16 protein-coding genes are annotated in these 26651 nt (G+C 42.5%); 8 read left to right on the forward strand and 8 right to left on the reverse strand.

All coding sequences use genetic code 11. The annotated features are described in order from the left end of the window. Positions 1 to 412: 412 nt before the first annotated feature. Positions 413 to 1648, forward strand: coding sequence for a DUF4336 domain-containing protein (locus tag RMY64_RS21415; RefSeq protein WP_322701036.1), 1236 nt, complete (start codon positions 413 to 415; stop codon positions 1646 to 1648). A gap of 411 nt (positions 1649 to 2059) precedes the next feature. Here RMY64_RS21415 and RMY64_RS21420 read toward each other — a convergent pair whose 3' ends face one another. The 4 genes from RMY64_RS21420 to RMY64_RS21435 form a co-directional block, all read right to left on the reverse strand. After that, positions 2060 to 3034, reverse strand: a complete 975-nt coding sequence (locus RMY64_RS21420) for an MvdD family ATP-grasp ribosomal peptide maturase (protein WP_322701037.1) — start codon at positions 3032 to 3034, stop codon at positions 2060 to 2062. Between the two features lie 178 nt (positions 3035 to 3212). After that, positions 3213 to 4202: an MvdC family ATP-grasp ribosomal peptide maturase gene (locus RMY64_RS21425; protein ID WP_322701038.1), complete on the reverse strand. Its 990-nt coding sequence runs from the start codon at positions 4200 to 4202 to the stop codon at positions 3213 to 3215. Between the two features lie 179 nt (positions 4203 to 4381). Beyond that, positions 4382 to 4741 carry a microviridin/marinostatin family tricyclic proteinase inhibitor gene (locus RMY64_RS21430; RefSeq protein ID WP_322701039.1) on the reverse strand — a complete coding sequence of 120 codons (360 nt, stop codon included), beginning with the start codon at positions 4739 to 4741 and terminating at the stop codon, positions 4382 to 4384. A 471-nt stretch (positions 4742 to 5212) separates the two neighbouring features. Then, positions 5213 to 5785, reverse strand: a complete 573-nt coding sequence (locus RMY64_RS21435) for a hypothetical protein (protein ID WP_322701040.1) — start codon at positions 5783 to 5785, stop codon at positions 5213 to 5215. Positions 5786 to 6103: 318 nt separating this feature from the next. Between RMY64_RS21435 and RMY64_RS21440 the strand changes: the two genes are divergently transcribed. From RMY64_RS21440 to RMY64_RS21455, 4 genes are all read left to right on the forward strand, one after another. Then, positions 6104 to 6907, forward strand: coding sequence for an aldo/keto reductase (locus RMY64_RS21440; RefSeq protein WP_322701041.1), 804 nt, complete (start codon positions 6104 to 6106; stop codon positions 6905 to 6907). Positions 6908 to 7155: 248 nt separating this feature from the next. Beyond that, a complete protein-coding gene (locus RMY64_RS21445) occupies positions 7156 to 10344 on the forward strand; it encodes an S-layer family protein (RefSeq protein ID WP_322701042.1) in 3189 nt (1062 codons plus the stop codon). Between the two features lie 124 nt (positions 10345 to 10468). Next, positions 10469 to 14686: a filamentous hemagglutinin N-terminal domain-containing protein gene (locus tag RMY64_RS21450; protein WP_322701043.1), complete on the forward strand. Its 4218-nt coding sequence runs from the start codon at positions 10469 to 10471 to the stop codon at positions 14684 to 14686. A 33-nt stretch (positions 14687 to 14719) separates the two neighbouring features. Beyond that, positions 14720 to 17383 (forward strand): CHAT domain-containing protein, encoded by a 2664-nt coding sequence (locus tag RMY64_RS21455; RefSeq protein ID WP_322701044.1) that lies wholly within the window; start codon positions 14720 to 14722, stop codon positions 17381 to 17383. A 128-nt stretch (positions 17384 to 17511) separates the two neighbouring features. Here RMY64_RS21455 and RMY64_RS21460 read toward each other — a convergent pair whose 3' ends face one another. The 4 genes from RMY64_RS21460 to RMY64_RS21475 form a co-directional block, all read right to left on the reverse strand. After that, entirely contained in the window at positions 17512 to 18333 is an 822-nt protein-coding gene (locus RMY64_RS21460) for a DUF928 domain-containing protein (RefSeq protein ID WP_322701045.1), read from the reverse strand. A 60-nt stretch (positions 18334 to 18393) separates the two neighbouring features. Further along, entirely contained in the window at positions 18394 to 20751 is a 2358-nt protein-coding gene (locus RMY64_RS21465) for a CHASE2 domain-containing protein (RefSeq protein WP_322701046.1), read from the reverse strand. A 527-nt stretch (positions 20752 to 21278) separates the two neighbouring features. Then, on the reverse strand, positions 21279 to 22430 hold the full coding sequence (locus tag RMY64_RS21470) for a DUF1822 family protein (protein ID WP_322701047.1): 1152 nt from the start codon (positions 22428 to 22430) through the stop codon (positions 21279 to 21281). A gap of 58 nt (positions 22431 to 22488) precedes the next feature. After that, entirely contained in the window at positions 22489 to 23691 is a 1203-nt protein-coding gene (locus RMY64_RS21475) for a sigma-70 family RNA polymerase sigma factor (protein ID WP_322701048.1), read from the reverse strand. A gap of 345 nt (positions 23692 to 24036) precedes the next feature. Here RMY64_RS21475 and RMY64_RS21480 point away from each other — a divergent pair, with 345 nt between their 5' ends. From RMY64_RS21480 to RMY64_RS21490, 3 genes are all read left to right on the forward strand, one after another. Beyond that, the gene (locus tag RMY64_RS21480) at positions 24037 to 24783 is read left to right on the forward strand and encodes a pre-peptidase C-terminal domain-containing protein (RefSeq protein ID WP_322701049.1); all 747 of its coding nucleotides are present in this window, start codon (positions 24037 to 24039) and stop codon (positions 24781 to 24783) included. Positions 24784 to 24948: 165 nt separating this feature from the next. Further along, positions 24949 to 25704, forward strand: a complete 756-nt coding sequence (locus tag RMY64_RS21485) for a peptidylprolyl isomerase (protein WP_322701050.1) — start codon at positions 24949 to 24951, stop codon at positions 25702 to 25704. Positions 25705 to 26048: 344 nt separating this feature from the next. After that, positions 26049 to 26396: a hypothetical protein gene (locus RMY64_RS21490; protein ID WP_322671229.1), complete on the forward strand. Its 348-nt coding sequence runs from the start codon at positions 26049 to 26051 to the stop codon at positions 26394 to 26396. The last annotated feature ends 255 nt before the right edge of the window (positions 26397 to 26651 follow it).

Below are 26651 nucleotides of genomic sequence, written 5' to 3' on the forward strand. Positions count from 1 at the left end.
TACACCGTAGTATAAAGGGGAGGGAACCAAATTTCCTATTTCCCCCCTTTATAAGGGGGGATTAAGGGGGGTAATTCGACTTGTGTGTAAACTGTAGTCCGAAGAGTGGGAAGGGTACAATGAATTACCCGGACTTGATATAAATCCCAAAATGCTCCATCCTTAAACGTGATTTGTGCGATCCGCGATCGCTAACAATGTAGTTCCAGTTTAGAACATCGGAGTTCTCAGGGTAAGGCTGACGATGAGATGAACATTTAAGCAGTTAAATACCAGTAAAATAGTTCAATTACCGACAAGTGTTGTGTGGAGATTCTAGCCAGTTGCTCTCGCCCGACAAGCGTGCTATACCAAATCTTGTAGCCACTACAGCACTCTCATAACTGGCCCACGCCAGGACAATGGAACGACGATGAATTCACTTGGATCTAAGTCGAGAGTTGAACTACAAGATCGAGGGATGTCTCCTTTGAACAACCCCAAGGATTGGTCATGGCCATTCTGGGCTGCTGTCCCACTCTACCCCTACGGCAGGCGGCGGACAATTCGTCAGGAAATAGTTAAGGATACTATCTGGACATTCGATCAGCTTCACGGCATTCTCTACACCATCGTGCCGATTCGCATGACTATCGTCAAGCTTTTTGCCGGAGGACTTCTGGTTTATGCACCCGTTGCTCCCACAACTGAGTGTGTCCGCTTGGTTAATGAGTTGGTAGCAAAGCATGGTGAAGTTAAGTATATCTTACTGCCAACCAGTTCTGGTCTAGAGCATAAAGTCTTCGTTGGCCCCTTTGCTCGTCGCTTTCCTCAAGCACAAGTGTTTGTTGCCCCGCACCAGTGGAGTTTCCCGTTCAATCTGCCGCTTAGTTGGCTAGGTTTTCCCCAAAAACGAACTCAAGAACTCCCAGAGGACTCAAGCCTTGCTCCCTTTGCTCTGGAGTTTGACTATGCAATATTGGACATCGACTTGGGACGAGGATCTTTTGCAGAAGTTGCATTGTTTCACAAGCGATCGCGTACTCTGCTTGTAACTGATTCTATACTTTCTGTGCCAGTTGACCCACCAGAAATCCTCCAATTAGATCCTTATCCCTTACTGTTTCATGCCAGGGACAATGCCTCGGAGACAATCGAGGACAATGAAGACAACCGCCGCAAGGGATGGCAACGCATTTCACTGTTTGCGCTTTACTTCCGTCCAAGTGCTTTGGAAGTTGCTTCAATCGGACAGATGTTTCGTGATGCTCTCAAAGCACCAGAGCGATCGCTAAAAACGTACTTTGGTTTATTTCCTTTTCGCTGGCAAGCAACCTGGAAGCAGGCATTCGACGCTCTACGAGGCCAGGGACGACCATTTGTCGCACCGATTTTGCAAATCCTCATTTTTCCTCAAGCACCAAAACAAGTCCTCAAATGGGCTGATACAGTTGCAAGTTGGGATTTTCAGCAGATTATTTCCTGTCACTTTGAATCGCTAATTAAAGCAAATCCGCGTCAATTTCGGCAAGCATTTGCTTTTCTGGAAAAAAATCTTTCTTCTAGCGAAAGCCAACCTTTATTGGAGGAAGACTTAAAATTTATTCAAGAACTTGAAGCAAGTCTAGTTAAACGCGGTATCGCAACGCCAGCTAAAGAGGATGTCTGAGAAGTATCAAATATTTATCGATCCCCCCTAACCCCCTTAAAAAAGCTACGGTGTACACACATCTCTAAAAATCCTACCCACCCAATATTTCTGTTCAAGTGAAAGTCCCACACTGAGCAAATGTCCCGCCCTGAACTAAAGTTCCGGGCTGATAAGCGAAAGTCCTCTAAAAGAGGACTAAACTAAATTTCTTGTTTAGTCTTCTTTTAGAAGACTTTGGTTATGAGACTCGGAATTTATTCCGAGGCGGGATAGATACACTGCACCAACACTTGTGTGTACACCGTAGCCTTAAAAAAGGGGGGAATAAGAGTCTTAAAGTCCCCCTTTTTAAGGGGGATTTAGGGGGATCTCCAAGGATTAGATGTATATAAAAGAACTTTTCAGACATCCTATAAAGAGAATTTGTAATCAACTAGCTGAATTATTTAAAACCTCAGCGATCGCCTGGGAAATCGGTAAACCAGGACAGCGTTCCAGCCAGAAGAACTCGCCAACTGGGTTAACTTCCAGGAATACATGACGACCATCAGGAGTCAAAATAATATCAAGCGCCCCATAATTTAAACCAAATTCTGCCATGAGTTTGAGCAATTTCTCTTCGACATCTTCGGGCAAAGTGTATGACTCCCAAGCGTCGAGTAAGGCGATTCCCTGTTTGCGCCAGTCGTAACGTGCCTTATCCAAAGCTTGAGAATCAACCGCAGCCGTTAGCACGCGTTTACCGACAATAATTGTCCGCAATTCCAATGCCTTGGGAATCTTTTCTTGAAATGTCATTGGGCAGTATTGTAAGCCATCAAGGTTGTCTAGATCCTCTGAGGAAATTGGATTTGTAAACACAACTTTTTCTCGCCCTTGTTCATCATAAATAGCGAAAGAAGACAGCATTTTGGTAATTATTCCCTGCTGACACTCTTGGGCAAATAGCTTTACTGCTATTGGATTATTTGTAGTCAGAGTGCGAGGCGTATCTAGACCGATATCTCTTGCTATTTGTAATTGCAGTTGCTTATTTTCGGCTCGGCGAATATTTGGCAGAGGGTCAAGATGAAACCCCCTGATACTAGCAATCATTCCCTCAATGCTGACGCGAGATTCTTTCAGTGAGGCTTCTCTAAGTTGCCTGTCCATTGAGTTGGGAATTTTTGACCCAATTGCAATGCGCCGATACCAAACTGCTGACACTTCATTTAAATCTAATGTCTGGTCATCGACACTCAAAATTACTCGCTGACTACTACCATAGTAAATATCTAACTGCATTTCTGTGGGAAATCGGTCTGTGTCAAAACGAAATGCTTTCTTTCCTTGGGCTTCAATTGCCTGAATAACTAAAGGAATACTTTCGTTATCTTGGCTGTGAGTAATGATTAAAATAGTCACGTCGCTTCGCTCCGAATTCAAAATTCAAAATTCAAAATTCAAAATTAATAATCCCATAAATAAATTCAAAGGCTTGTATCCTTTGCTTTTTCGGTCATTTATAAATATGGAGAATGAAGTACGCTACAGATATAGATATGGGTTATCAGTTGGTTGGGAATTTTTAAGTAAGAGCATTTTACTTCGGGCTTGTTGAAAGTAGTGCAGATGCGATCGCAAAAGCAATTGGATAGTCCAAATCTCTCTCCAGCATTCCCCACTCTCCTGTAGGATTAATTTCTAAAAAAACATATTCTCCAGATGGCGTTTTAATTAAATCAAATGCTCCAAAAACCAGTCCAAACTTAGCCATAAAGGCATCCAAACAACGGATTAGTCGATCGGGTAATTGATGTGGTTGCCAGGTAAGAATCTTTTTTGTCTCGCGTCGCCAATCCTGGGTAGATGCTGCATATTCAGACGCATCTAGCGCCCCGACAAACAGATTGCCATCCACATATACTGCTCGTAGTTCTTGCTGTTTAGGAATTTGTTCTTGAAACATAACTGGACAATAGCGCAGTGTTTCAGCATCAAGTAAGTCTTCTTCTTTAACGACGCTGGTATACATGAAAAAAGAAGAGGCTTGCATCCCAGAAGAAAGGGGTCTGAGCAGCTTGACAATCATTTTTCCCTTAACTTGGTGGAAAAATTCTCGTGCTTCTTGAGGATTGTTGGTGACAAGAGTCCGAGGTATGACAAGACCTACTTCCGATGCAATCCGCAGTTGGCGTAACTTGTTTTCAGTTGCACTTATCCGGTGTAAATCATCCACCCACTTAGCATCTCTGAGGCTGTCCCAAAAGCCATCTAAGACTGCGAGTGATTCATTAGAACAGGCTGCTTGAAATTGTGGAGCCAATTCTTGACCAAGATCGGGTTGCCAAATACGCCGCATCCATACTGCTTGCACTTGCTCGGTGTTGAGGGAGCGATCGCTATATATCAGTGAATGATTGCTACCAGAGTTACTTAAATTAGCTTGGAGTTGGAGTGCGATCGGAAACTTATCAGTATCAAGACGAAATGGCTGTGCACCTAGTTTTGATACTGCTTCTGCAACTTTATCTATTGTAAAATAATCACCACTATGGGTGATTAATAAAACTACATCACGTTCGAGGTGCATAAAATATTTTTATTAGTTTTTGCATTTTCAGTATTGTTAACTCTTGAGAAAGCAAAATTTTAAACAAGTGAACTTAATTTTAATGAGAAGCCAACCCCTAGACGAAGTTGGCACTAACTGTATTTTTATACTGACAATAGTTTTAAAACCGCATCTCTAGTGTAATCAAAAGTATGCAGCTATGAAGGTGAAGACTGCGAACTGTCCTCATTATCTGAAGGATACTTCAGAGTAAAAGCCAAGTCTGAAGGTGAAGACGGCGAACTGTCTTCACCATCTGATGGATGCTTCTGAGTAACAGCCAACTCATCACTATCGGAAGGGTACTTCTTAGTTACTACGCCATCTTCTTGATCGGATGGAGACTTCAGAGTTGTTACAAGTTCATCCTTATTCTTGTTTGTGGCATTATTACATTTACCACCGATAATCGCTTTTGATTCTTCCTCAGAAAGGTCTTCAAGGCTTTGCCCTTCTAAGAATCGAGCGAAGAATGGTACTGCTTGTGAATTCAACTTTTCTGGTTTGTTTTCAGACACAATCTTTCTCCTATAACAACTGAACTTAAATATCTCCTGTATTATATGACATATTACATACTAATACCTTTGCCAAAAAAAGAGTTTATACATCAACTCAACCTCGGAAATTGGCGAAGTTTGACTTACCAAAATAAGTATTAATTTATCCTTTAACAAATATTTACTTTTGTATAATCATTGCTTGTATAAAGTTAAAAATATAATAATTTTTCTTACAGCAAGTATGAACGGGGCGCAATTGTGAAACAGTATAGCAAGGGACTGGGGACTGGGGACTGGGGATGGTGGGGCAGGTAATTATCAAAAAATTCACTTAAATATCTTAATAATCATCCTTAAAAGCGCAACATTTCTAGGAATTATTTACTTCAAAATAATTCAAAATATTCTCTTTGCTCCCAGTTAGTCACCTGTTTTAAATAGTCTTCTGGTGGGCGATCGCCGACGGACTGCAAAAAGCGATTAATTTCATTCTGTTAAGTTTTCTGCTAAAACGCGCAGTAAGTCGTGAATCTCTGGATTGTGGGATTCTAAAAGATATTGGAAACTATGCTCTACAGCGCTAACTTTTGCAGGTTCACCAGGTTTTCCAGAAGTACCAACATTAGCGATCGCTAACATTGGATCTTCTAATTTTGCCAGATACCACTCAACTTCTAAGCCGACAATATACTCCAATCCCCTTTGATGTAACTCTACCAATGATTGGCGCAAAATACCGCGACTGGAAAAGGGCATTACCTGACCATTTTGAAAGTACTCGTTACAGAGAATAAAACCAGTACGTTTTGCCCAAGGCAGAATTTTGAAGGTATCAGGGACAGGAACAGCCACAAGATTTGGCGCACCTGTCATCAAAGGCATATCTAAACTACCGCCAGGAACAAACGGGTTAAATACTATTGCATCACCAGTATCAAACAGAAATGTCCCTGTGCTGATTTGTATACCATTTTCTAAGGCGCTGAAAAATGTCTGCGGTAAGAGCGATTTGCTGCGAACAATCCCATGCTGATCTGACCAAGCGGTACGAATCAACAATAGATCCCGTTCTTTGACAACAGCCTCAAGCTTTTAGGTAAGCCTCTGCGTACCTTTGCGTTTGACTCTGCGCTCCTCTGCGTTTAAAAACATTATTTCTGTACTTCACGTAACTAGGAATTGCTATATACTTACCCGTGACATGATTGCGTGGTTTCCAACTTGTAGCTTCTAATTCAATACTCCTGACTTCCTTTTTTCATAAGTTAACCAATTTTTATCAATCATTGCAGAAGATGATTAAAAATTAAGATTCATTGAGTTTTCACTAACATCATGAAGGTGTAATAGAGTAAAAGTGAGAATTGGAGCGTTGACGTGGAGTTAGTAACTATACACAGACAGCCAGCAAGCATTCTTGGTTTAGCAGGGCAATCGATAGATGCTGCAACTGTTTCATTGGCATTTGAAGCGGGGATCAATTACTTTTTCTTTTACAATTTGGAATCGGAAAACTTCTTGGATGGCTTGAAATCTCTGTTGGTAGGAAAGCGTGAGCAGACCTTGATAGCAACAGGTAGTGAAAATCGGAATATAGAATCTTTACGCAATTACTTGGACTGCGTGCGCCATCGTTTAAATATCGCGCAAGTAGATGTATTTTTTGCTGAATATGTTTCCCCTGCTGATGACATAGGTCAACTTCAAGCGGTACTTGACGAACTGCATTCTTGGAAAGATCAAAAACTCGTGCGTTATGTAGGAGTCACAACTCACAACCTACCTATTGCCAAACAATTAATTGAAGCACGTCACATTGATGTGCTGATGCTCCGTTATAATATGGCACATCGAAAAGCTGAAGAAGATGTTCTTCCCAGCGCTTCAAAGGCAGGTATTCCAGTAGTAGCCTTTACCTGTACTCGTTGGGGGTCATTACTTAAGGGGCATCCCAACTGGCAACAAAAACCACCACTAGCAGCAGACTGTTACCGAATGGCACTAAGCCATCGGGCAGTGCGTCTGGCACTTACTGCCCCAAAAAATAGGCAGCAATTACTGGAAAATCTTTCTGTGCTGCACTCACCCCAACTTTCGCAGCAGGAATTAACTCATTGGCAGGAGTATGGCGACTTAATTTATGGTGCCGGGCAAGACTCTTTTGATACTCAATGGATTTAAAATCCTGGTTATTGCTAGTGGTAAAGCAATTCATCTATAGTGCTATTTTTTCTTTAAACTGCTTACAAGGGTTCTGGATAACGCATATTTAATTTCACTAAATGTCTATTAATTAATTTTAATTTTTTAATATTTTCCTCTCATCTAGTCAAAATATCTGCTGAAATAAAATTAATTATAGATAAATTTCTCAAAAAATTGATTGCATATTCACAGGTAAGAAATGAGCAAGCGAGGCTGGTTCTGATATGACAACCTGTAAAAATAGGAATTGGCACTCAGATTTATTAGAAGCTATAAGCATTATTGGAGTGCTTGCTCATGGCATATTTTCTTGTGAAAATCACGCCTTAGCCCAGATTACCCCTGATGGAACATTGGGTAATAACTCTTCAATAATCACTGGCAATGTCAATATCAAAGGTAGTGCTGCTGACCGGATTGATGGTGGAGCAATTCGCGGTACAAACCTGTTCCATAGTTTCCAGGAATTCAATGTGAGTGAATTGCAGCGTGTTTATTTTGCCAATCCCACGGGAATCTCCAATATTCTCACAAGGGTGACGGGAAGTAATATCTCGAATATTCTTGGCACATTGGGGGTGAATGGGAATGCAAATTTGTTTTTGATTAATCCCAATGGCATTTTATTTGGGAACAATGCACGACTAGATGTGGCGGGTTCGTTTGTGGCGAGTACGGCGAATTCTTTTGTGTTTGGCAATGGGTTGGAATTTAGTGCAACTAATCCTCAGACTCCTTCTGTATTACTAACAGTTAATCCTTCGGCTTTGCTATTCAATCAACTTCAGGCTGGCAGAATTGAAAACAGGTCAATTGCACCAACAGGAGATAATATCTTTGGTCTACGAGTACCAGATGCTCGAAGTTTGCTATTAGTCGGTGGAGAAATTGCCATCAACGAAGGTCAATTGAATGCTCCGGGTGGGCGAGTGGAATTGGCAGGAGTTGCAGGTGAGGGGACAGTCGGACTGAATGTGGATGGTAATAATTTAAGTTTGATTGTTCCTGATAATCTAGCTAAAGCCGATATCTCACTCAGTAATCAAGCCTTGGTCAGTACCAGTGGCGAAGGTGGCGGCGCTATTCAGGTGTGGGGTAAAGGAGTTACAGTTAGTGGAGGTTCCAAGATTGAAGCCAGCACTTTAGGAGCATTACCTGGAAAAGGATTGAGTGTAAATGCTTCCGAATCAGTGCAAGTCGTTGGAGAATCACCTACTGGAATTCGCAGTGGTTTATTTGCTGAAAATTCTGGAACAGGAGATGCAGGAGACCTGACAATTAACACCAGACAGTTACAAATATTAGCAGGAGGAAAGATTTCATCTAGTACAACAAATGCAGGTGTGGCAGGAAATTTGATTGTGAATGCCTCAGAATCAGTGCAAATAATCGGTGTTCCAGATAATCCCAATTTAGGCTCTACTGGTATGTTTGCTGCATCTAATGGAGTAGGAGACGCCGGAGACATCACGATTAACACTAGACAGTTACTTATCCAAAATGGAGCCGGAATTATAACCGATAGCGAAGGTAAAGGGGTTGGAGGGAGTATAACAGTAAATGCCGAATCAGTGCAGCTAGTCGGTACTGCTATTCTGCCACAGTTTCCTAATAGATGGTATCCTAGCAGAATAAGTTCTAACGCCTATGACATAGGGCCCGCAGGAAAGATTACGATTAACACCAATCAGTTATTAATCCAAGATGGAGCAGCAATTTCAGCTCGAACTAGCAGTAGTGGGGCTGGAGGAAGCTTGACAGTCAATGCCTCCCAATCAGTTAAACTGATAGGATCTGCTACTAATAGTAATAGTTTATTTCCCTTTCCCAGCAGTTTGTTAACTCAAACATCGAGTACAGGAACAGCAGGAGATTTGGCAATTAATACCAATCAGTTGATTGTCCGACAAGGACAACTATCTGCCAGTACTTTTGGACAAGGGAATGCTGGCAATATAAACATTGAAACTGTCACTATGAATATCATTGATAGTCAAGTGGGAAGCAGTGTTTATCGTAAAGGGTTTGCCGGAAATTTGACTATTCACGCTGCCGAGTCAGTGGAAATTAGCGGAAAAATCAAATCATTTACATCTAATATTGAAAATCCTGCTGGCTTATTTGCTCAGGTAAACCCTAGAGGTGAGGGTCGCGGTGGCAACTTGACCATTGAGACAAAACGCTTGAGTGTCAGTAATGGAGGTAAAGTGCAAGTCGCTACTTTTGGTCAAGGCGACGCTGGGAATCTCACAATTCGGGCTTCTGAGGTAGAAGTATTTGATACACCTATTGATAACCTCTATGCTACAGGTATCAATGCAGGTGTTGAAGTAGATGCAGACGAAACAGTGATTCCACCCAGAGGCAACGGTGGCGATTTAACAATTGAAACCGATCGCTTGAGTGTGAGAGGTGGTGCAGTAGTATCGGTTGGAACTGCTGGAGTGGGCAATGCAGGTAAATTACGAATTCAGGCGTCGAAATCTGTAGAAGTCGTTGGCAAATCAGCAAATGGTAACTTTAACAGCCAAATCAGCGCTGCGGTGACGCCAGAAGGTACTGGTAGTGGGGGAAGTATAAAGATTGAAACTGAGCAGATGAGTGTCCGGGATGGAGGTGAAGTCACTGTCAGTAGTACCGGCGCAGGGACGGCAGGCAACCTTGACATCCAAGCTCGGTCTTTGAGCCTGGATAATCAAGGAGCGATCGCCGCCATAACCAGATCGGGGAATGGTGGTAATATTACCCTGAAGTTGCAAGACTTATTATTACTACGCAATCATAGTCAAATTTCTACCACCGCCGGCAGTAGCGAATTCGGTGGCGATGGCGGTAACATCACCATTAATAGCCCTTTCATTGTCGCCGTTCCTAAAGAAAATAGCGATATCAGCGCTAACGCCTTTACAGGAACTGGTGGTAGAGTTGACATTACAACTAACGGTATTTTCGGTATTCTCTCGCAACAAAGCCCAACCGAAAATAGCGACATTACAGCAAGTTCAAAATTGGGAGTGAGTGGGGAAGTAATTATCAACAGTCCAGATACTGACCCCAGTCGCGGCTTAATTCAACTACCCTCTAACCTCGTGGATGCATCTCAACAAATTGCCCAAGGTTGCACTCCCAGAAGAGGACAAAACGCTAGTCGTTTTATCGCTACAGGACGCGGTGGATTACCTCAAAGTCCTAACGAACCGTTGCAGGGACGAGCAGTGATTACTGGTTGGGTAGATATGCCACCACAAGCAACAGCGATCGCGGATAATTTATCTACTGCAACTATCACCAAATCTAGCAACCCAATTGTGGAGGCTCAAGGATGGATTGTTGATGGTAACGGTGATATTATGCTTGTGGCTCAATCTGGGCAAAGTTCTTCTATTCCCTCTGCCATATCCTGTAGTCAATAATTTGTTACTCTAATCGGCAGAGGAATTTCTATTGATCTAAGTATTTCTTCAGAAAAGTTATTACTTTTCACTACTCTTAGCAGAATAAAATTAGGCCAAAGCATTAAAGCGAATCGCTACAGCGATGACACAGCCTAAAAGACCCACCACCACAATTACTATACAAACTAACCTTGATTCAACAATTGCTGTTTGTGTGGGGATGGGAATTGCGATCGCAGCTTTTTGGGCAAATTGCGCTTCTGCCCAAATTACTCCCGATGCCACTCTACCTAATAATTCCACCGTCAAACTAGAAGGTAACACCAGAATTATTGAAGGAGGAACCAGAGCGGGTGGCAATTTGTTCCACAGCTTTAGGGAGTTTTCCGTTCCCACTGCAAGCACTGCTTTCTTTAATAATGCTCTTGACATTCAGAATATCATTAGCAGGGTAACGGGTAAGTCAGTTTCTAACATTGATGGGTTAATCCGCGCGTCGGGTACAGCAAACCTGTTTCTCCTTAATCCCAATGGGATTATTTTTGGCGAAAATGGCCAATTGAATATTGGCGGGTCGTTTGTTGCAATGACCGCAAATGCGATTCAATTTGGCAATCAAGGTTTTTTCAATGTTAACAATCCAAATTCTCCTGCACTACTGACGGTCAATCCTTCCGCTTTGCTATTCAATCAACTTCAGGCTGGCAGAATTGAAAACAGGTCAATTGCACCAGCAGGAATAGCTCCTGCTGGTTTTAATGCATTTGGTTTACGAGTAGGAGATGGTAAAAGTTTGCTGTTAGTGGGTGGTAATGTCAGCATGGATGGCGGACAGTTAAATGCTTATGGTGGGAGAGTTGAGTTAGGAGGGTTAGCAGCACCTGGAAATGTCAATCTTCTTTTTAATGGAGATAATCTCAGCTTGAAATTTCCTGATAATGCGACTCGTGCTTCGGTATCGCTTACCAATCAGGCGCGTGTGTATGTACAAGCTGCTGGTGGCGGTAATATTGCTATCAATGCCCGAAATTTGGAGATATTAGGCGGGAGTGTCCTTTATGCTGGGATTGTGGGGGGTTTGGGTACACCTGAGACTGTTGCTGGGGATATCACGCTAAATGCTACCGGAGACATCAAAATTGCTGATTATGGTAGCGGGATTGCCAATTTTGTAGAAGAAGGAGCAAAAGGCAAAGGAGGCAACATTACTATCGATTCTGGTGACTTCTCATTACAAGATGGCGCTCAACTTATTGCCTTAACTTCTGGAGTGGGAAATGCGGGGAATGTGACAGTGGATGCAAAAAATACTGTTTCCCTTGCAGGTAACGCTGCCATCTTCAGCAGAGTGGAAGCCGGAGGTGTGGGTAAAGGTGGCAATATCAACATCAATGCTACAACACTGTCACTCACTGATGGCGCTACACTCTCTGCCTCAATTCTTGGACAAGGGAATGCGGGGAATGTAACGGTGCGTGCAAAAGATGGTGTGTCTCTGACAGGTAATACTGGCATTTTGACCACAGTGGCAGCCGGAGGTGTGGGTAAGGGTGGCAATATCGACATTAATGCAGCAACCCTGTCACTCACTGATGGTGCTCAACTGATAACCATTACTCGTGAAGCATCTGATACTCAACCAGCAGGAAGAGGAGATGCAGGCAATGTCAATATTTTGGTAACAGGTGATGTTGATATTGCTGGGGAGAAAAACGGTTTTCTCAGTGGGATTGTCAGCAGTGTGGAAACGGGGACAGTTGGCAATGGGGGTAACATTACCATTAATTCTGGTGACTTTTCATTACGAGATAGTGCTGAAATTAATGCCTCAACTCGTGGACAAGGAAATGGAGGTAACATTACTATCGATTCTGGTGACTTCTCATTACGAGATAGTGCTGAAATTAATGCCTCAACTTCTGGAGTGGGGAATGCAGGGAATGTGACGGTGATTGCAAAAGATGCTGTTTCTCTTGCAGATGCTGCTGCCATCTACAGCGCTGTGGCAGCAGGAGGTGTGGGTAAGGGTGGCAATATCGACATTAATGCAGCAACCCTGTCACTTACTGATGGCGCTCAACTGATAACCATTACTCGTGAAGCATCTGATACCCAACCAGCAGGAATTGGGGATGCAGGGAATGTCAATGTTAAAGTAGCAGGTGCTGTAGATATTGCTGGGGAAAAAAACGGTTTTCTCAGTGGGATTGTCAGCAGTGTGGCCACAGGAACAGTTGGCAATGGGGGTAACATTACCATCGATTCTGGTAACTTCTTATTACGAGATAGCGCCCGACTTAATGCTTCAACTTTTGGACAGGGGAATGCAGGGAATGTGACGTTAATTGCAAAAGATGCTGTTTCCCTTGCAGATGCTGCCATCCTCAGCACCGTAGAAGCCGGAGGTGTGGGTAAGGGTGGCAATATCGACATCAATGCAGCAACTTTGTCACTCACTGATAGCGCTCAACTGCTAACTATTACTCGTGAAGCATCTGATACCCAGCCAGCAGGAATAGGGGATGCGGGGAATGTCAATGTGAAAGTCACTGGCGCCGTTGATATTGCTGGAGAGAAAAACGATTTTCCCAGTGCGATTTTCAGCAGAGTGGATACCGGGACTGTTGGCCATGGAGGTAACATTACCATCGACTCCGGTGACTTCTCATTACGAGATGGTGCTCGACTCAATGCCTCAACTTTTGGAGTGGGGAATGCAGGGAATGTGACGGTGATTGCAAAAGATGCTGTTTTCCTTGCAGATGCTAGCATCTTCAGCACCGTGGAAGCCGGAGGTGTGGGTAAGGGTGGCAATATTGACATCAATGCAACAACTTTGTCACTCACTGATGGCGCTCAACTGATAACCATTACTCGTGGTGCATCTGATACCCAACCAGCAGGAAGAGGGGATGCGGGGAATGTCAATATTTTGGTAACAGGTGCTGTTGATATTGCTGGGGAGAAAAACGGTTTGAAAAGTGCGATCGCCAGTATAGTGTCCACGGGAACAGTTGGCAATGGGGGTAACATTACCATCGATTCTGGTGACTTCTCACTACGAGATGGCGCTCAACTTTCTGCCTCAACTCTTGGACAGGGGAATGCAGGGAATGTGATGGTAATTGCAAAAAATGCTGTTTCCCTAGTTAATGCTGGCATTCTCAGTACGGTGGAAGCCGGAGGTGTGGGTAAGAGTGGCAATATCAACATCAATGCAGCAACCCTGTCACTCACTGATGGTGCTCAACTGCTAACCTTTACTCGTAGTGCATTTGATACCCAGCCAGCAGGACAGGGGAATGCGGGGAATGTCAATGTGAATGTTACTGGCGCTGTTGATATTGCTGGAGAGAAAAATGGTTTGGTTAGTGCAATTTTCAGCAGTGTGGAAACGGGAACAGTTGGCAATGGGGGTAACATTACTATCGATTCTCGTGACTTTTGGTTACGAGATGGTGCTAAACTTTCTGCCTCAACTTCAGGAGTGGGGAATGCAGGGAATATTCGCATCAATGCAAAAGATGCGGTAACTGTTTCTGGAACTAGTCATATCGGCGATAACAGTGGCTTATTTGTAAGTTCTACTAGTTCAGGAATCACAGGCGACATCGAAATTAACTCACCCAAAATTACCTTAGATAACCAAGGTAAACTCAACGCCGAATCTGCATCCGGTAACGGTGGTAACATCAACGTCAACAGCGACTTACTCTTACTCCGCCGCAATAGTCAAATCTCCACCAACGCAGGAACAGAAAAATTAGGTGGCAATGGCGGTAACATCAAAATCAATTCAAGATTTATCGTTGCAGTTCCCAACGAAAATAGCGATATCAGCGCTAACGCCTTTACAGGAATTGGTGGTAGAGTTGACATTACAACTAACGGTATTTTCGGTATTCTCTCGCAAAAAAGCCCAACCGAAAATAGCGACATTACAGCAAGTTCAGAATTGGGAGTGAGTGGGGAAGTAACTATCAACAGTCCAGATACTGACCCCAGTCGCGGCTTAATTCAACTACCCTCTAACCTCGTGGATGCATCTCAACAAATTGCCCAAGGTTGCACTCCCAGAAGAGGACAAAACGCTAGTCGTTTTATCGCTACAGGACGCGGTGGATTACCTCAAAGTCCTAACGAACCGTTGCAGGGACGAGCAGTGATTACTGGTTGGGTAGATATGCCACCACAAGCAACAGCGATCGCGGATAATTTATCTACTGCAACTATCACCAAATCTAGCAACCCAATTGTGGAGGCTCAAGGATGGATTGTTGATGGTAACGGTGATATTATGCTTGTGGCTCAGTCTGGGCAAAGTTCTTCTATTCCTTCTGCCATGTCCTGTAGTCAATAATTCGTTACTCCAAGAATCGGGAGAGGAATTACGATGAAACTCAAGAGTTATAAAAATAATCAGTGGCAACAGATATATAACGGATGCAACAGATGGTTCATTCGTTTCTTTAAAAACTATAACTTGCCTGTTTTCATCCTCTTGGTTGTGGTGACAGCTTTTTTGTGCGTTACTGCTTTTCCCGTTGCTGCAACTATAGAAACACAAAATATCGCACCTCTTGGAGTCTCAATCCAAAATCCGACTGCACAAACACAAGACTTGCTGCAACAGGGTAAAGTGCTGTATGAGGCAGGACAATTTGCAGAAGCGGTTAAAGTTTTGCAACAAGCAGTTAAAAGTTTTGGCAGCCAAGGCAATGAATTGCAACAAGCTGTAGCATTAAGTAATTTGGCGTTGGCATATCAAAAACTGGGTAATTTACCACCAGCGCAACAGGCAATTACAGATAGCTTGAAGTTGCTCGAAAAATCCTCTAATTCCCAAAATCTTCAGGTTTTGGCTCCAATTCTAGATATTCAAGGTAGTATTCAACTAGACTTAGGACAAGCTGAACAGGCACTCAACACCTGGCAACGTGCGGAAGTTAGCTATAAGCAATTAGGCGATCGCAATGGCATTATCCGCGATCGCATCAATCAAGCACAAGCATGGCAAGTTTTGGGATTTTACCGTCGGGCTTTGACGATCTTGACTCAATTGCAGCAGGAGTTACAATCAAAACCTAATTCAGTTAGTAAAGCAGTAGAATTACGGTCTTTTGGGAATGCTCTGCAATTAGCAGGAGATTTGAATCAATCTCGTCAGATATTACAGCAAAGTTTGTCAATTGCCCAAAAATTGGATTCTCCCCAGGATGTCAGCGCGGCTTTATTTAGTTTAGGCAACACGGCACAAGTACAGCAAGATTTTAAGGGTGCAATACAGTTTTATCAGCAAGCTGCTGCGATCGCTCCTCACCCGATTAGCAAAGTTCAGGCTCAAGTTAATCAGTTGAATTTACTAGTGAACGCGGGACAAACAGCCGCCGTGCAGACATTATTGCCGCAAATCCAAACTCAGCTGGCACAACTACCTGCTTCTGTGACAACTATTTATGCGCAGATTAATCTAGCTCAAAGCTTGATGAAATTCGGAACTACACCCGAAGCGATCGCTCAAATCTGCGCCAGAGCCTTGCAACAAGCTGAAAATTTAGCAGATAAACGAGCCGAGAGCTTTGCCCTTGGGACTCTAGGTAGTGTATACGAACAAACTAAGCAATGGTCAATTGCCCAGAACCTCACCCAACAAGCACTGAACATCGCCCAAACAATTAATGCCCCAGATATCGCTTATCGTTGGCATTGGCAGTTAGGACGCTTGTTAAAACAGCAGGGAGAAATTGAGGGCGCTATTGCCAGCTATGATACTGCGATCGGTGAGTTGCAGACTCTCCGTAGTGACTTAGTAGTTGTGAATCGAGATGTCCAGTTTTCCTTTAAAGAAAGTGTAGAACCTGTATATCGAGAGTCCGTAGAATTATTGTTGCAGTTTCAGCAAACTCATCCGAGCGAACCAATCCTAGACAAAGCCAGACAGAGGATTGAAGCACTGCAACTAGCCGAATTAGACGACTTTTTTCGGGAAGCTTGCATTAATGCCAAAACTGTTTTGCTTGACACAGTGGTAGATAAAGATAATCCTACAGCCGCGATCGTTTATCCAATTATTTTGCCCGATCGACTCCAAGTGATTGTCAAAATTCCTAAACAACCACTGCGTAATTATACAGTAAATAAGCCCCAGAATGAGGTAGAAGGTACTATAAAACAACTCAGAGAGTATTTATTAGAACCTGATCGCAATGAAGAAGTGCAGGCGCTATCACAGGAAGTCTATGCGTGGTTAATCAAAGAAATTGAGTCAGATTTAAAAGATAGTGGCGTCAAAACCCTTGTATTTGTACTGGATGGCATATTGCGAAATGTGCCAATGGCTATATTGTATGACGGTCAGCAATATTTGGTAGAAAAATACGCTGTAGCACTCAGCTTAGGACTCCAGTTACTCGCACTCAAACCCTTGACACAAACAAAACTCAATGTACTAGCTGCCGGGTTAATGCAACCACCACAAGGCTTTCAACAGCAATTTCCACCGCTACCAGAAATTAAATCAGAATTCGACTCTATTTCCCAAGCGATCGCCTCTACCACCCAGTTACTAGATCGAGACTTCAACAGCAAAAACCTAGAGAGTAAGGTAAATACCGTACCATTTAATGTGTTACATCTGGCAACCCACGGTCAATTTAGCTCCAATGTTGAGAATACTTTTATACTTGCAAACGATGGGCCGATTAACGTTACGCAATTTGATAGCTTGTTGCGCCGTCGAGATCGAACTCGCTCAGAAGCCTTGGAATTGCTGGTGTTAAGTGCTTGCCAAACTGCTACTGGTGACAATCGCGCCACGCTAGGGCTAGCAGGAGCATCCGTGAAAGCTGGCGCCCGTAGTACCTTGGCTTCACTATGGCATATCAGCGATAAATCTACTGCTATCTTAATTGGGGAATTTTATCGTGAGTTAGTTAAAAATGAGGTGACAAAGGCTGAAGCCTTGCGTCGTGCCCAAATAAAGTTGTTAAAAGATTATCCCAATTACAGTCGTCCTGGCTACTGGGCACCTTATGTTTTAGTTGGTAACTGGCTTTGACAAATTCTACTCATTTATTGAAGTTTCTAGAGGTTGCCCTTTTGGAGTGTGACAAAAGCTGTTCATGAGCGATCGCTCAAACCGAATTTGCCTGACGACTTTTGCAAAAGGTCTATTGCTCTGCTGTGCTACTTTGCATTAGCTTGGCAACATTTTATCAAAGGTTGTTTAGCTAAATTCTCTAAATCTACGGATTGAAGCAAATTCATCCACTCCACCGCTAGAGTTGGATCTTCAGGTTTGCTAAGACGTAATTCAGCTAAAGTAGTTAAGGCATCGAACCAAATACCATTCTCGGCATAAAGGTTTACCCGTTGCTGAGGAGTTGCTTGCTTCAAGCTATCTACTAATTGAGGATTTGGATTGACTCGTTGCACCCATCCTTCCACATACTCTCGTTCTGGAGGTTGTTGTGGATTGCAAATGACTTTTATCTTAAAAAACCAGTGATACATCTTGTCTACTTGCAATGGAGAAGCATTTGCGTTTAAGCGAATGCTAACAATTCCTGGTGTTTCTGGTATTGTTACTATTGTTCGGTAAAGAGTTTGACTTGATTTACCTGACTCATCTTTGACAACAAATTCAATGGAATCAATTAGAGACTTTTGATAGGGGACAAAAAACCAAAAAGTTGGATATTCCTCATTCGTCAAGCCCCAAACTTTAGTAACAGAAACAGCTTCTGTTTTTCCTTGATTGACTGTCTCTTTATATATAGGTATAAGTCCAACTACAGACTGATTCCCAACGCCACAACCGCGACTGGCAGCCCCTCCGCGATCGCCTGCTGCACCCCTGTCTGGAGGAGGCGGAGGAGGCGAAAATTTCTTAGGAGTAGCCGCCGCCGCAACTGGTGTCATCCAAATCATTGGAGAATAGCCGATAATTCCCCACAAAGTCATTCCCACTGCCGCGATTAATTGCATTTTTTGCCAATAGCTTTTCATAAAACCTCCTAACACTTGCTTGCTGAACGGCGATTTTCATGCTTCAAATTGGCATTATTATTAATTTTTAAATTTCATGTTTAAGTAAGTTGTAGCTATTAAACTATTAACTACTAAAGCCAACATAGCAGGAATTAGCGGAACCCAACAACTATATACAATTAAAAATATAAAACAGCTAACGTATAAACTAATAATGGCTATTCCTCCTGCCAAACTTAAGTAAATGAATCGGTGCAGATAAGCAGTAAATAAACCGCCTAAAAAAGACCAACCCCAAACCCAAATTACCTCACCCCAAAGCGGCCAAGTCCACAACAGAGGTTTTCCGTCCAAAGCAGCACTGAGCAGTTGACTGACCATCTGGGCTTGTAAAAATACTCCTGGTATTGCCTGTAATTTTCCTTGAGGAGTGATGTAGGGAGTTAACCAGTAATCACCAAAAGTTTCTGCTGTTGTGCCAATAATTACTATTTTGCCTTTGACTGCATTGGCATTTAGCTTACCTCTTAACACTTGTTGTAAGGTCATACTTGGTGCAATCGCTTCTGGTGAAGGAGAAGAACGATAATTTAATAAAATTTGGTGTCCAAAAGCATCAACTCCTTGATAACCTCCGGTATGAGCTTCTATTGGTTTAAATGTCACCTTCCCTAATTGCCATGCGCCATCAGGGGTAAATTGCAACCGAATTCCTTTCGTATACAGGTAACGCAGCGCCAGTTGAACGTTCAAGGCATAGGGCGCAGTACAAGGAGATGAGGGCGCAGGAGTTAACGCTAACAGATGGCGACGCACAACATTATCTGAATCGATGGCGATATCGCTAAAACCGAGATTATGTGAATAAACTTCTGGGGGTGGTTTTACACCTGGTTTTCTGGCTTGAGAATCGCTGAGTTGACACACCCCGACAAAGCGATCGCTTTTTCGCATCCTTGCTGCCAATGCTGGATAATCTTTATCCACTGGATAATCTCGGTATATATCCAAACCAATAACTTGTGGTTGATATGCCTCTAATTTTTCTAACAGTTTGGCAAGTGATTTGTCTGACAACGAACCTTGAGGTTTTTCCGGTTTTTGCGCCTGGACATCTTCTTCAGTTACAGTGACAATCAGTAGGCGTGAGTCTGGTTTTTCAGGAGGGCGCAAGCGTACCAGTTGGTCAAATGCACTTAACTCTAATGTTTGCAGCACGCCCAAAAACCTTATCCCAATTAATATTACGGTTACTACCATGCTCGTCAGTAAGATTAATGAGAAGCCAAGCCGATTTGTGGTTCTTCTAACAGGCGTGGTTTGAGACAAAGATGCAGGAAGATTGGGTGGATTTCTAAACAATTCCCGCCAATTCAACGGCATCTCAGCCGGATTTTGAAAGATGACAGGCAACCATGTAGCACAGGGAAATTGGTTTTCTAGTCCCTGTAACCTTTCTCGTGCTTCCCTGACGGCTAAATACAACGAGCCTCCCCGCGCAAAGGCTTCTAAAAAATACTTTAAAAACTGTTGCGCGACGCGATCGGGTACAGGCTCTCGCATCACGATAATTTGGGGAATATGTAAATCTGCAAACTCCCAGGCCAATCCCAAGCCATCACAAGAATTGAAAATCGCTAGTTTTAGACCTCGTTCTACTGCCTTTTTCAAGGCATACTTTAACTGGCTAATTGTGAGACTTTCAGTTTGATTGATATAGATTTTTCCGGTTTGATTCGTTTCCTGAGTGGAACTATGTCCGGCGAAAAATAGAATCTGCCAATTCTGCTCCCATAACTGATCGGTAAGGTCAAGGCATTGTGGTTCAACTAAAAAAGTGATATCTGTATTGGGTAACAAATTAAGTAGCGCTTGGTCTGCTTTGGTATCAATACCTTGACTGTTACCCAAAATCGCTAAGATTTTTACTTTGTCGGATGTAGTTGCTATGCGGTTAAGGTTGACTTGTTCGTAGGCGGGAGCGCTCAAGGCGATTTCCGCTTGGGGATAGCGTTCTAGCAAATCCCAAAGATGCCAGGGGAATTTCTGTAATCGCAGGTCTTTGGTTTGTAAAAGCATCCGAATATTATCCGCAAGCATGAGTTTTTCTAACAATTTCTCGCGGATGGAACGAAAGGAATCGGAAGCAAGCCAAGCGTTAAAACTTACTTTAAATTCCTCACTCACCTGCTGGCAGTATTCGAGGCTAGGGGCTTGGGTAAGTTCTTTAGCTAAACCAATCGGACGAGATGGCAGCCTTAAATTACGATAAATAGATTGCCAACGATGATAATCGCGGAGAATCTCTGGGTTGGGGGGAAGCTCACCTGTGATTTCCACAGTCGGGCGGACATTTTCATCGCCAATCTGTAGAGTCACGGTAAACCCTTGTTCAAAGTTTCCCTCCCCTAACTTTAAGATGATTAACTTGTCCACAGCTAGTTCTCCCTAGATGTTGAGTACACCCGTAGGGGCAGGGCACTGACCATTGGTGTCAACTTCAGCTTAAACGCTTGTTGCACATATGTTTTACCCCACCCTAACCCTCCCCTTGTAAAGGGGAGGGAACTGGATTTCCGGCTTCTCTTCTTTGCAAGGTTAGTTAGTGGGCGACAATTCTCCAGCCCCTTTAAGAGGGAATTCGATTTCCGGCTTCCCCCCTTTACAAGGGGGGATTGAGGGGGGTAATTTGACTTGTGTGTACACCGTAGCCGTGGTAAGAGGAGGGACGGTTTTGGGTTTAGACAAAACCGAGGTGAGGTGACGCTGTGAGTAACCATAAGTGAATGAACTCAATATCACGTCTTGACAAGGTTTCACGTTAAATTGACACCTATGGGCACTGCCGTGCCCTTACACCCTGCTATATATATCTTGGTTGCTAACTAGGTTGTTGTGTGTAGTAAAATTCAGTTTAAGAGTAAATAATAGAAGCTAACCGTGAAGATTTTTGAAGGTAAAACTTAAAACCGCAAAATCTCTCGGTCATAGTCTTCAGGTGTGGGTTCTATTTCCCAAACCAATCCTTCTCCTAGTTCCAAAATTACTTCCAAATACAACATATCTACAGGAGTTGTTGCTGTATCTTGATTATTTTCAAAAGTTTGTAAATCTTCCGTTAGTAGTCGGAGCTTAAACCCAGCCGGAATTTGACCATCAACAGTTGTACTTCGCAATTCAAAACGCCAAACATAATCCTCAGAAGTGCTTTTTGGGAAAATGCGTAACTCGTATGTTTGCTCTGCAACTTTTATTTGCCGAGACAAACCGAGAACTGGTTCTGCACTCCGCATTCCGGCAGGTACTACAACGAATTCTCTTTTTTCCCATCCCCACTGTTGAGCTAAATTGGCTACTCCTGTCTGCAACCATTGCGGAATCGATCGCTGTATGAGTAAACCCTGACGCAGTTCATACAACTTTTTTCGCCAACCGCTATGTGCCAAGAGCGCACCCCAGAGTGAAAATGGAACTGCCAAACGCGGGAATTTTACATCGCGATCGCCCAACCTTTCTAAAAGGTTTTCTGCCTGGGTTTTGCCAATAGGATCTATTGGTGCAATCTCAGCACGTAAGGCTTCTGAGCGAGCGAGTTGGCGTGTAACCCACAGCACATTAATATCTGGAATTAAATCTTCACTTTCCAAGCTGTAAGTGCGATCGCCAGCATCATAAACTCCTTTTGTTTTCAGAATTTGATGGGTTGTGTAGCCAAAAATCTTCATCCAGCCATCATCGGGATTGACTTGTACTGCTACGTAATAGTCAGCAACCCACTCTGGTATATCTACCCATTCTTGCGGTACGCGTAACTCATCATCATCGATCGCCAGGGTGGGAATTAAGACAAGGCGATCGCGATCGAAAGTAATAGCTGTGCCATTGACTATTTCCCAAAAACTCGGCAATGCCGCACTGTTAGGATAAACCCTGGCGGTGGGAGCAATTTCCTCCTGGAACCAAGGCAAAAATGCTTGCAAGCATTTTTGATTTATCCACCCACGTTGACAAGCACCAGCTGTTGAGTATGGTTGTTCTTGCACTTCTGGAAATTGAGTAATTTCCAAGTATAAATGCTGTGAGTTAATAGTGAATGGGTGAGGTGGGTTCAACATAAATAATTTTAGAATGGCTCCATATAAAGACCATATTAGGGAGAGGGAAGAGACAAAATTATTTCTTGTCTACTGATTGAATTTGGGTATGGCTATATTGGACTTTGAGCCATTCCTCTAAACTTGTGTTTATGGCATCTACTACATCGGATTTAGGGGAAATATGCAAGGTGTTTTGACTCCATTGTGTGAGAGTCAGGAGCAATGACTTTTTAATGCTGCTCAGGCGACGGGAAACAGTATATTGCTTAATTTCTAGCTGGGCAGCAATTTCTTGTTGAGTCAGTTGTTGAACGTAGTAAGCTTGTAGTACTTTTTGAGACTCAGCATCGAGTCCAGCGATCGCTTCGGACAAAACTTGGTTTAACTGAGCTTGCTGCGATCGCATATTCACAGCTTCTTCCTGCTCAATAATTTCCGTTAGTAAAGATGTTTGCAAATCTACAGGCAGTATATCTAATAAATTACCTTCATCTTCTTTGAGGGGAGCGTCTGCGGAAACAAACTTAGGATAGAGGAAAGTACGGGCAGCTTTAGCAGCAGATAATACCCAGGTTTCTATAGTTTGCTGATTGACTGCGGCAGTGGACGAACTCAATCGGCCCAAACGTTCTGCATTATAAAGATTACTAATAGCCTCCCAAGTCCGAGCATCTGGTTTAGGAAGCTGACGAATTTTTGTATTGTCACCTGTGTAGAGTTCCTTAAAGCATTCCCAGGCTAAAACATAACTCTCGATGCTTTCTTTGTTAAATCCGGCATTTTCTAATGACTGCACTAATCGTTTGCGGCTGAGTTTATGCAATAATGCCCAGTCTGAGCAAATGTCTGCTTCTCGCTGTAAGCGCACTGTATCTTTGATAATCGATTCAAAAGTTAATTGTGCATAGGCTTTTAAATGCGAACTGTATTGAGGGTTGAAAGTTTTGAGGATTTTGTTAATATTAGCGATCGCCATCTGAAAACAATCGGCTACAGACGACTGCGTGGGAAAGTTGAGGGCGAATTTTCTAGCAGTCCAATAGCACACCTCTTGTAAATAAGCAGAAATATGTGCCTGTGCCACAGCACTAGATTGAGTCTGCCAAACTCTATACCAGTAAAGTGCCCAAAAGGTATCTGATTTCTCAGTTGACGACTCCTCCAGGCAAAATTTCATACTACGTCGCAGTTTGGCATCTGTTGCCCAACCACTAAATTGGTCTACATCGAATTGCACAAACGTAGAAAAGATTTCAATAATGCCCTGTCGGGGTTGCATGGAATACTTGCCGTTGTTTGAAACATAGCTGATTTCAATTATACAGCCATAGGTACAAAAGCTAAATCCTTATGCAGCAAGGACTTTACAGATTTTTCAAAAAATTTTTCATCCAAGTGCATAAAAACTAAAAGTCATCGTAGAGAGTGATATGCAGAGAAGTTCATCTAAAAAGATGCTTTCTTTGGGGACTAGCGGAATCATTGAATAAGTTCGTCAAATACAGAACCAAATTTCGATAGTTACAACCGCAAATTTATTCCACAAATATGCAACTTCTTAAAAGTTACCTAATTATCTCTGCATCACCTAATTAACCAACATCAACAACAAAAGGAGTCAAAAATGACTGTCTACGATGATATCGGTGTTCTACCTGCTACCCCTGTTACCCGCAATGACTTTAATTTAAATGTTTTAGATTCCACTGATGTCTTTAAGTTCAGAATTGACACTACCCAAAACATCAATTTGTCTCTGACAAATATCAGTGCTGGTGATGATGCCGATTTGCGCCTTTATCAAGATAACGGTAACGGTTTCTTTGATACAGGCGACCAACTAGTTGATTCTTCCAGAAGGGGAAGCAACCAAGATGACTTCCTTAATCGTCGAGCAGACGCAGGTACTTATTTTGCCGAAGTCAGTCGCTTTAGCACTTCATCAGGCGATGTAAGTTACAATTTAGCCTTGTCTGCAACTACACCCAATTCGACAAGTGGTTTCAGCAATCTTTTGCCTAGAGAGTTTGCACTTGGTGACTTGTCAGGTGATGTTACCCGCTTTGGGACAATAAGTAATACCAACACCACAGATACTTACGAATTCTCTCTGGGATTATTTGAGGGTGTCGACATTACACTAAGCGGACTCCAAAGTGATGCTGACATCCGACTGATTGCGGACTATAACAACAATCGTATTGTTGATGTAGGTGAGGAAGTTGCACGTTCTACCAGTAGTGGTATTACATCGGAAGTAATTTCCAACACTAATCTTTCTGGTAATTACTTCTTGCAGGTCAATCAATTTAGTAGTACACAGACTGCTTACACCTTAACTTTTGACCAATTTACCACCACCGATGCTTAAGTTTAGGCATTAGAAGTGATAGGCGGTAATTGAAAGCATTGTAAGGTAATGTTCTCAAGTGTACGTAAATAGTATTGCGGCAAAGAATCATACTTGAACTTTGCCGCTTTATTCCAAAAACGATCGCTGCACTTATTAAATATTTCAACAAAATAGTCTTGAAATATGACTAAAGCTTTACAAATAGGCGATGTCTACGACGGGCATAGCTGCATCTCGGTCTTACCTAAAGAAATTATTCCATTTTTGGCTAGTTACAACCTGATTGGGCAATTGTTATCTCAGAGCATTATCGAATCTGCGATCGCACCAATCACCTGCACACAAGCAGAAACATCTCATGCTCTAGAGCAATTTTATCAGCATTGGGATTTAACAAGCGAGCAAAAAATCCAAGATTGGTGTTCGCGTTATTGTCTGACTCAAGAGCAATTAGAACTTTTCGCAACCCGAAAGCTCAGAGTTGAAAAGTTCAAGCAAATAACTTGGGGACATCAACTAGAATCTTACTTTATCAAATACAAAAAACATTTTGATAAAGTCATTTATTCTTTAATTCGGACTGAAAATAGAGAAACTGCCAACGAACTATTTTTCCGAATTACAGAAGGGGAACAGTCATTTGCTGAACTAGCGCGTGAATATTCTCAAGGGACAGAAGCTGATACAGGCGGCATCGTCGGCCCAGTAGAACTTGGTAGTATTACTCCCAATTTTGCTCAGTTACTTTGCACAAGGCAAGTGGGTATAGTTCAACCACCCATACCCTTTGGAGAATCATGGATCATTTTACGTGTGGAAAAGTTTATAACTGCCCAGTTGGACAACTTTATGCGCCAGCGATTACTGCAAGAAAATTTTGAAACTTGGTTTAAACAGCAAGTAAATCAACTGTCACCGGAAGAAAAAACCTGGATGTGAATCATACCAATTCACAATTAAAATTTTCAAGAACCATAGCTGATTTCAATTATACTGCCAGAGGTACAAAAGCTAATTGCTTGCTGCGTAAGGACTTTACAGATTTTCCAAACAATTTTTTATCCAAGTGCATAAAAACTAAAAGTCATCGTAGAGAGTTATATGCAGAGAAATTCATTTAAAAAGATGCTTTCTTTGGGGACTAGCGGAATCATTGAATAAGTTCGTCAAATACAGAACCAAATTTCGATAGTTACAACCGCAAATTTATTCCACAAATATGCAACTTCTTAAAAGTTACCTAATTATCTCTGCATCACCTAATTAACAAAGAGGGAAAAACCATGTTAACTAATCAAAGCTGCTTAGAATCTTTTGGTTTAATTGAAGAACTTGACGAACAAGCTGCTGAAACAATTAGTGGCGGTTACGAAGTTTTTGAAGTTAAAAACAAAACGGGATACAATATTCCCTACACTGTTGATGGTACAACAACAGGCGATCCATCACCTGGCTCCGACCGTATATGGACTGCTTACAGTGGAGGAATCATTGAATTTGACTCTGACGGTCGAAGTGGCTACGAGCTATACAAAAAATACAATTTAGCCGATGGAGGAGTGTATGAGTTTCAAGACAACCTAAATACTCCTGGCAATCCATATGATATCGAACTCTATCGGGTAGACTAATCTGCAATTCTCAAGTTGATTTACTGATTTTAATTTTCGAGGTTAGATTATCCTATCTCGGTTCAGTTCAAAGAGCTAACTACTCAAAAATCTGGGCTAAAAAGCTGAATACAATATAACGTCGGGGCAAGTGCCCCGATTTTTTATGCATAAGTATTTTACAGCTTTTTCAAAATTTTTCCGATCGCAGTGCATAAAGACTAAAATTCATCGTAAAAAGTGATATGCAGAGAAGTTCATTTAGAAAGATGCTTT

It is taken from the genome of Nostoc sp. DedQUE08, assembly GCF_034530895.1.
Taxonomy (GTDB): domain Bacteria; phylum Cyanobacteriota; class Cyanobacteriia; order Cyanobacteriales; family Nostocaceae; genus Nostoc.

Coding starts and splice junctions, on each gene's coding strand:
- RMY64_RS21480 (WP_322701049.1), top strand. CDS start 24,037: ATGACTGTCTACGATGATATCGGTGTTCTACCTGCTACCCCTGTTACC.
- RMY64_RS21475 (WP_322701048.1), bottom strand. CDS start 23,691: ATGCAACCCCGACAGGGCATTATTGAAATCTTTTCTACGTTTGTGCAA.
- RMY64_RS21450 (WP_322701043.1), top strand. CDS start 10,469: ATGACACAGCCTAAAAGACCCACCACCACAATTACTATACAAACTAAC.
- RMY64_RS21415 (WP_322701036.1), top strand. CDS start 413: ATGAATTCACTTGGATCTAAGTCGAGAGTTGAACTACAAGATCGAGGG.
- RMY64_RS21445 (WP_322701042.1), top strand. CDS start 7,156: ATGACAACCTGTAAAAATAGGAATTGGCACTCAGATTTATTAGAAGCT.
- RMY64_RS21490 (WP_322671229.1), top strand. CDS start 26,049: ATGTTAACTAATCAAAGCTGCTTAGAATCTTTTGGTTTAATTGAAGAA.
- RMY64_RS21455 (WP_322701044.1), top strand. CDS start 14,720: ATGAAACTCAAGAGTTATAAAAATAATCAGTGGCAACAGATATATAAC.
- RMY64_RS21460 (WP_322701045.1), bottom strand. CDS start 18,333: ATGAAAAGCTATTGGCAAAAAATGCAATTAATCGCGGCAGTGGGAATG.
- RMY64_RS21485 (WP_322701050.1), top strand. CDS start 24,949: ATGACTAAAGCTTTACAAATAGGCGATGTCTACGACGGGCATAGCTGC.
- RMY64_RS21470 (WP_322701047.1), bottom strand. CDS start 22,430: ATGTTGAACCCACCTCACCCATTCACTATTAACTCACAGCATTTATAC.
- RMY64_RS21425 (WP_322701038.1), bottom strand. CDS start 4,202: ATGCACCTCGAACGTGATGTAGTTTTATTAATCACCCATAGTGGTGAT.